The following is a 6,573-nucleotide window of genomic DNA, read 5'->3' as shown; positions in this document are numbered from 1 at the left end:
CGTCCGCATTTTGAATGGGAGCCCGCCCGCTGCGGGCTGCGCCCTGCAGGGGAGGGGGAATTGTGGTGGCGGAATATGCGAGCTATCCCCTTCCCCACAGGGGGGATCGTGGCGGCGGGTTTGGTTCACGGGGCGTCATCCCAAATCGCTTTCATGTCGTACCAGGTCGCGCCGCCGTGGCTGGACGCGGCGACACCGTGGTTGGTGAAGCCGTGGCTTTCATACCACGGGATGAGGTGCTCCTTGCAGGTGAGGATGACGCCGCGTCTGCCGCGCGCGCGCATGGTGGCGAGGTAGTGTTGCAGCAGTTTGCCCGCGATGCCCTGGCCGCGGTATGCGGGCAGGACGACGAGGCCGAAGACGGCGGCGTAGGCGCCATTGGGCTGGTGCAGGGTGGCGTCGTGGTAGTAGGCGTCGGGCAGGTCGGGGACGTCGGAGACGCAGCCGTTGATGAAGCCGACGGCCTTGCCGTCCGCTTCAGCGACGAAGAATTGTTCGGGGAAGACGCGCAGGCGGGCGCTGATGCTTTCGAGGCTGGCCGCCTCGGCGGGCGGGAATCCGGCGGCTTCGATGGCGGCGAGGGTTGCTGCTTCGTCAGCGCGGGCGGAGCGGATGGTGATGTCTGTCATGGGATTCCTGGTTGGTGTTTGTCAGCGGGAGGCGTGTAGGGTGGGGCATCCGGTTTATAGCCATCCTCACAAAGCCCTATACAGCATTGCACCGCTTCGCCGCACTAATCTGTACTGTCTTCGGCGGCGCGCCTTGTACAGAACTTTGTGAGTATCGCTATACATACTATACATACAGGATGGCGAGGTTAGTTTATGTAAATGGAAAGGTCGCTGCATCAACTTCGAGGTATGCAAGCTAACCCCGCCCCCATCCCCCGCAGCACTACTGTCCAGAATAAAACCGGGTGCCCTCAAAAAAGGGTTGCAGGCTCCCTTGCGCAAAAAAGCATCACACCCTTCATCACCTTCGCGCAAAGCCTGATGCAAAGCGCCGACAGTAGTGCTGTGCAGCGGGGTAGGGGCAGCAAACCATCCGCGTCAGCGACTGCATCCAAAACAAATAGTAAACCGCCCCCCTAAATTGCTAACAAAAAAGATTCGTCAAAATCTTTCTGCAAGCGGAATGCCTTGCCATGAACATCAATACAGGCGTGCCATTCCTTGCATTGTGCCAGCGGGGCGTGCTCCGTTAAAGACTGGCATTCACGGCGCATCGCCTCATAATTGCCGAAATTGCCCAAATCCAGTCGCCGAAACAGGCGCAACGCATATTGGTCGGCAATAAAGACTTTACGGTTGAAAATATAGAGCAGCATTGAATCGGCGGTTTCCGCACCAATACCCTTGATGGCGAGCAATTCGCGTCGCAATTCATCATCGGGAATACCATCGCAGGCAGCCAGATTGAAATCCAGACGCGCGAACCATACCATCAGGTTTTTCAGATAGCGCGCCTTTTGCCGGTAAAAACCGGCCGGACGAATCAACATTTCCAGTTCGGATAACGCTACCTGATGCAACCACGGCGCATTCAGCCGGGCTTCCAGATTCGCTAGTGCCTTTTCCGCATTCGCCTGGGTGGTTTGCTGGATAAGGATGGTCGCAACCCAGTCAAGCAGGCGGTTTTCATGCTCCCACCAGTGTTGGGCGCCATGGTGGGCAACCAGCGCATTGAGTACGGCGAGGCGACGCTCATGCAATGAAAGGGAAGATACGGTCATATGTTTTATGTTTCAGAAAAATGGCAGGCGCGATATTTTACGCAATTTCTGTCAGCTCTGGCGACGACTCGCACCTTTCCCGCCCGTCGCAAAATCTCTAAAATAGGCTCCGCTTGCAGTGTATGAACAGCATAAACTGAAAGATCTGAAAAGAATATTTGCCTGATTTTCCAACTGCTCCTCATGAAAAACATGAAAATATCCCTCTATCACGGCAGCAATGCCGAAGTGCGCCAGCCCGAAATCCTGCCGCGTTTGCGCGCGCTGGATTTCGGCGCAGGATTCTATTTAACCAGCGATCAGGAGCAGGCGATACGCTGGGCAAGGCTGGTCGCCCGCCGTCGCGGCACAGCACAAGCCATACTCAACCGCTATCTTTTTAATACGGCGTACAATTCCCGACTGCGCGTCAAACATTTCCATGAAGCGGGCGAAGACTGGCTCGAATTTGTCGTTGCCAACCGCTGTGCCCTGCCCGTTGCCGCTTATGATTTGATTGTCGGCCCGGTTGCCAATGATGCCACCCTGCCGGTTATTGATGACTATATCGACGGTAGATATACCCGGGAAGAAGCCATCCGGCGGTTATTGCCACAGCGATTGACCGACCAATATGCTTTTCTCACCCCTGCCGCCCTGGCATTTCTTGAATTTGACGGGAGTGAAATTTTATGAACAAGGTAAGCGCGAGGACGCTCGATTACTTTGACCGTGCCGTTATCAGCGAAATCATCGCCAAATACGGACTGCCCGAACAGGAGGCCTTCAGAAGGTTCATCCAGTCAAAAACCTATCAAATGCTTGCCGATGCGGAGCTGGCCTTTGACAAAGGCAGCCCGCTGATTGTTTTTGATATGTGGGAATGCGAGCAGATTACCGGCGACCCTGCCAATTCTCTTTACATCCGCGCGGAATACTGAAATGACGACAGCCACGCTTTCCCAAGAAATGCAATTCTTCATTTATCTGATAGAGCGCTATGCCGAAGCGAAAGATACCACGGCCAATCGGGTGCTGGAGCAATGGGATAAACTGAACCTGACCCGTTTCATTTTCGATCTCTACGGCATTTATCATATTGAGCGTCTGGAAAATGCCTTTGCCGATATTGACCGGCTGATGGCCGAGCGGCAGAGAGAATGCCCGTTCCATTAAAAACAGGGCGGACAAAATCGTCTGAAGGCAGCGGGCGCGCGTATAATGCGCGCCTTTTTCGCAGGATGAATGGATGGAACAGCAGGTATTGGTTTTTGGCGAGCCGGTGGCGCAGTTGCCGAAGGATTTGTTTATTCCGCCGGATGCGCTTCGGGTATTGTTGGAGACGTTTTCCGGGCCGCTGGATGTGCTGGTTTATTTGATCCGCAAGCAGCATTTTGATGTGCTGGATATTCCGGTGGCACTGATTACCGGGCAATATCTCGCTTATCTGGAGGTGATGGAGCAGCTCGATATGGGGCTGGCGGCGGAGTATTTGTTGATGGCGGCGACGCTGGCCGAGATTAAGGCGCGGATGCTCCTGCCACGGCCACCGCTGCCGGATGCGGAGACGGAGGAGGCGCCCGACCCGCGTGCGGCGCTGGCGGAGCAGTTGTTGCGCTATGTGCAGACGGGCAAGGCGGCGGAGGCGCTGGCGGCGTTACCCCGTGTCGGTGCCGGGACGGCGCTGTCGGCGCACGTGCCGCCCGCGGCGGCACAACCGCTGGTGAAACCGCCGGCGGATGCGGCGAAGTTGGCGGAGATGTTGCGCAAGTTGTGGCTACGCCATGATTTGCGCCGTGCGCATGAGGTCGAGAGCGAGGAGTTTTCGCTGACCGAGCGGATGGACGCGATGCAGGCGAGTTTGCGTCGCCATGACGGCTGGCAGTCGCTGGCGTCATTCTGTCATGCGGGCGAGGGGCGCGGCGGGCTGGTGATTTCGCTGATGGCAATGCTGGAGCTGGACCGCTCGCAGTTGCTGGAATGGCAGCAACCGGCGCTGTTTGCCCCGGTGAATGTGCGCCTGCGCGGCGGGTGAGTGTAGTCATGAAAAAAGCGCCTGTTTGGCGCTTTTTTTGTGGCGGCCGGTCAGGGAATGTGCGCTTCCAGCACGAAGCGACTGCCGCTGTCTTCGCCGCAGAGGGTTTGCAGCGCGGGCAGCACGGTTTCCAGTTCGGCGGGCAGGGTGTACGGCGGGTTGATGAGGAACATTCCGCTGCCGTGCATCCCGTGCGCGCCGCTTGCCGCGCGGATGTGCAGCTCGGCGCGCAGGTAGTTGTCGCCAAACTGGCGCGTGAGCTCAACAGGGAACTGGCGGCTTTCCGCGCGCGGCAGGCAGGGATACCAAATGAGATAGCTGCCGCTGGCGAAGCGTTTGTGCGCGGCGGCGAGGGTGGCGAGGGTGGTCTGGTAGTCGCTTTTTTGTTCGTAGGGCGGGTCGATGAGGATGATGGCGCGGCGGCTCGCGGGCGGCAGCAGCGCTATCAGCCCGGCGAAGCCGTCGGCGCGCTGGAGGCGCAGGCGGCGACCGAGGCGCAGCGGGCGCAGGTTTTCATCCAGCGCGGCGTAGTCTGTCGGGTGCAGCTCAAAGAGGTGCAGTTTGCCGGGGGCGGGCAGAACGCGGGCGGCAATCCAGGCGGAGCCGGGATAGGTGTCCGGCGCGGGTTGCCATTCGCGCATTTGTTCGCGCCAGGCGGCAAGCGGTGCGGGCAGGTCGGCGGCGGCGTGCAGGCGGGCGATGCCGCTGTGGTATTCGCGGTTTTTTTGGGCATGGGCGGCGCCCAGGTCGTAGTATCCGGCGCCGGCGTGGGTGTCGATGTAGTCGTAAGGCTTGGGTTTTTCGTTGTAGTAGGCGAGGGTGCGGGCGAGCAGGTAGTGTTTGAGCAGGTCGGCGTGGTTGCCGGCGTGGTAGGCGTGGCGGTAGCTGAGCATGGTTCAGATGTGTGGCGGGCTGTCCGGTGCTGGAGCATGAATGTAAAAATGGTGCGCCGGGGCGCACCGTGTGAGGTTTTGCTGCGCGGTCAGCTTGTGCCAATCCGCCCGCTTTGGTAGGCGGTAATCACCACGTCTGCCGCCTGCCGGGCGAAGATGCCGTTGGTGACCACGCCGGGGATGTTGTTAATCGCTTCTTCCAGTTTGTACGGTTCGGCGATTTCGAGGTGATGCACGTCGAGAATCCAGTTGCCGTTGTCGGTGACGACGTCTTCGCGCCAGCGCGGTTCGCCGCCCAGTTTGACCAGTTCGCGCGCGACGAAGCTGCGCGCCATCGGGATGACTTCCACCGGCAGCGGGAAGCGCCCCAGCACGGGAACGTGTTTGCTTTCGTCAATGATGCAGACGAATTTGGCCGAGCAGGCGGCGACGATTTTTTCGCGGGTCAGTGCCGCGCCGCCGCCCTTGATCATCGCCTTGTGCGGGTTGATTTCGTCGCAGCCATCGACGTACACGTCAATGCGGCCGACGCTGTTCAAATCGCTGACGCGGTAGCCGAATGCTTCGAGGCGGCGCGTGCTTTCGTCCGAGGCGGTGACGATGTCGGCGAACTGCATTTTGGCGGCACCGAGCGCTTCGATGAAGCAATTGACAGTCGAGCCGCTGCCGACCCCCAGGGTGATACCGTCTTCGATATAATGCAGCGCCGCTTTGGCCGCCAGCATTTTCAGGGCGTTTTGGTCCATTTGTTACCTCTTTATTAAGGAATTTCACGCATGCAGCATTATATCGAGAAAATTTTTACCGCTCCGGTTTATGACGTGGCGACCAAGACGCCGCTGGACGCGATGCCGCGCCTCTCCGACCGGATCGGACACAATGTTCTCTGCAAGCGCGAAGACCTGCAACCGGTGTTTTCCTTCAAACTGCGCGGCGCCTATACCAAGATGTACCGCTTGAGCGAAGCCGAACGCGCGCGCGGCGTGATTTGCGCCTCTGCGGGCAACCACGCCCAAGGCGTCGCCCTTTCTGCCAACCGCTTGGGGATGCGCGCGGTGATCGTCATGCCCGTCACCACGCCGCAAATCAAGATTGACGCGGTGCGCCGTCTGGGCGGGGCGCAGGTGGAAATCGTGCTGCATGGCGACTTCTACGACGCCGCCTCGCAGCACGCGCGCGAACTGCAAGAAGCGCACGGCTACACCTACATTCACCCGTTTGACGACCCGGACGTCATCGCCGGGCAAGGCACCATCGCGCTGGAAATCCTGACGCAGCACCCGCACCACATTGACGCCATTTTCGTTCCCTGCGGCGGTGGCGGCCTGCTCGCGGGCATCGCCGTGCTGGTGAAAGCACTACGGCCGGACATCAAAGTCATCGGCGTTGAGCCGGAAGACGCCGCCTCAATGACCACTGCGGTGCGCGGCGGCAAGCGGCAGACGCTCGACCAGGTCGGCATCTTCGCCGACGGCGTCGCGGTGAAAATGCCGGGCGAGCTGACCTTTGAACTCATCAAACAGCACGTCGATGACTTCATCACCGTCAGCACCGACGAAATCTGCGCGGCGATGAAAGACCTCTTTGACGACACCCGCGCCATCGCCGAACCCTCCGGCGCGGTCGCCGCCGCAGGTCTCAAGAAATGGGCGGCGCAGCAGGAAGCGAAAGGCCTCACCCTGATTAACATCATCTCCGGCGCCAACATGAACTTCGACCGCCTGCGCTACGTCGCCGAGCGCACCGAAATCGGCGAACAGCGCGAAGGCCTGCTCGCCGTCACCATCCCGGAAATCCCCGGCACCTTCCTCAACTTCTGCACCCTGCTTGGTACGCACAACGTCACCGAATTCAGCTACCGCTACCAAAGCGCGGCGCGGGCGCAAATCTTCGTCGGCGTCGAACTGAGCGGGGGGCGCGCCCAACTGGACGCG

The 6,573-nt window shown here is 59.7% G+C and carries 9 protein-coding genes; 5 read left to right on the top strand and 4 right to left on the bottom strand.

Going from position 1 to position 6,573, the window contains the following annotated elements; translation table 11 throughout:
* Nucleotides 1-125: 125 nt before the first annotated feature.
* Both Q0349_RS05355 and Q0349_RS05350 read right to left on the bottom strand, forming a co-directional pair.
* Entirely contained in the window at nt 126-629 is a 504-nt protein-coding gene (locus tag Q0349_RS05355) for a GNAT family N-acetyltransferase (RefSeq protein WP_298079849.1), read from the bottom strand.
* Nucleotides 630-1,087: 458 nt separating this feature from the next.
* Nucleotides 1,088-1,732: an endonuclease III domain-containing protein gene (locus tag Q0349_RS05350; protein ID WP_298079848.1), complete on the bottom strand. Its 645-nt coding sequence runs from the start codon at nt 1,730-1,732 to the stop codon at nt 1,088-1,090.
* 192 nt (nt 1,733-1,924) lie between these two features.
* Between Q0349_RS05350 and Q0349_RS05345 the strand changes: the two genes are divergently transcribed.
* The 4 genes from Q0349_RS05345 to Q0349_RS05330 all read left to right on the top strand — a co-directional run bounded on the left by Q0349_RS05345 (nt 1,925) and on the right by Q0349_RS05330 (nt 3,746).
* Entirely contained in the window at nt 1,925-2,407 is a 483-nt protein-coding gene (locus Q0349_RS05345; RefSeq protein ID WP_298079847.1) for a DUF3990 domain-containing protein, read from the top strand.
* Nucleotides 2,404-2,652, top strand: a complete 249-nt coding sequence (locus Q0349_RS05340; RefSeq protein ID WP_298079846.1) for a hypothetical protein — start codon at nt 2,404-2,406, stop codon at nt 2,650-2,652. Before Q0349_RS05345 ends, Q0349_RS05340 begins: the two co-directional genes overlap by 4 nt.
* A gap of 1 nt (nt 2,653) precedes the next feature.
* Nucleotides 2,654-2,887 (top strand): DUF3791 domain-containing protein, encoded by a 234-nt coding sequence (locus Q0349_RS05335; RefSeq protein ID WP_298079845.1) that lies wholly within the window; start codon nt 2,654-2,656, stop codon nt 2,885-2,887.
* Between the two features lie 73 nt (nt 2,888-2,960).
* Nucleotides 2,961-3,746 (top strand): ScpA family protein, encoded by a 786-nt coding sequence (locus tag Q0349_RS05330; RefSeq protein ID WP_298079844.1) that lies wholly within the window; start codon nt 2,961-2,963, stop codon nt 3,744-3,746.
* 50 nt (nt 3,747-3,796) lie between these two features.
* Here the strand turns inward: Q0349_RS05330 and rlmJ are convergent, their stop codons facing one another.
* On the bottom strand, nt 3,797-4,639 hold the full coding sequence (gene rlmJ, locus Q0349_RS05325) for a 23S rRNA (adenine(2030)-N(6))-methyltransferase RlmJ (RefSeq protein WP_298079843.1): 843 nt from the start codon (nt 4,637-4,639) through the stop codon (nt 3,797-3,799).
* Between the two features lie 89 nt (nt 4,640-4,728).
* Nucleotides 4,729-5,385, bottom strand: a complete 657-nt coding sequence (gene rpiA, locus Q0349_RS05320; protein WP_298079842.1) for a ribose-5-phosphate isomerase RpiA — start codon at nt 5,383-5,385, stop codon at nt 4,729-4,731.
* A gap of 30 nt (nt 5,386-5,415) precedes the next feature.
* On the opposite strand from rpiA, the gene ilvA reads away from it, so the two are divergent.
* On the top strand, nt 5,416-6,573 hold a 1,158-nt coding region (gene ilvA / locus Q0349_RS05315), incomplete at its 3' end, for a threonine ammonia-lyase, biosynthetic (RefSeq protein ID WP_298079841.1).

It is taken from the genome of uncultured Cardiobacterium sp. (genome assembly GCF_938028185.1).
Classification (GTDB): Bacteria; Pseudomonadota; Gammaproteobacteria; order Cardiobacteriales; family Cardiobacteriaceae; genus Cardiobacterium.
The sequence above is the reverse complement of the archived record's forward strand: the minus strand, read 5'-3'. Positions and strand labels throughout refer to the sequence as shown.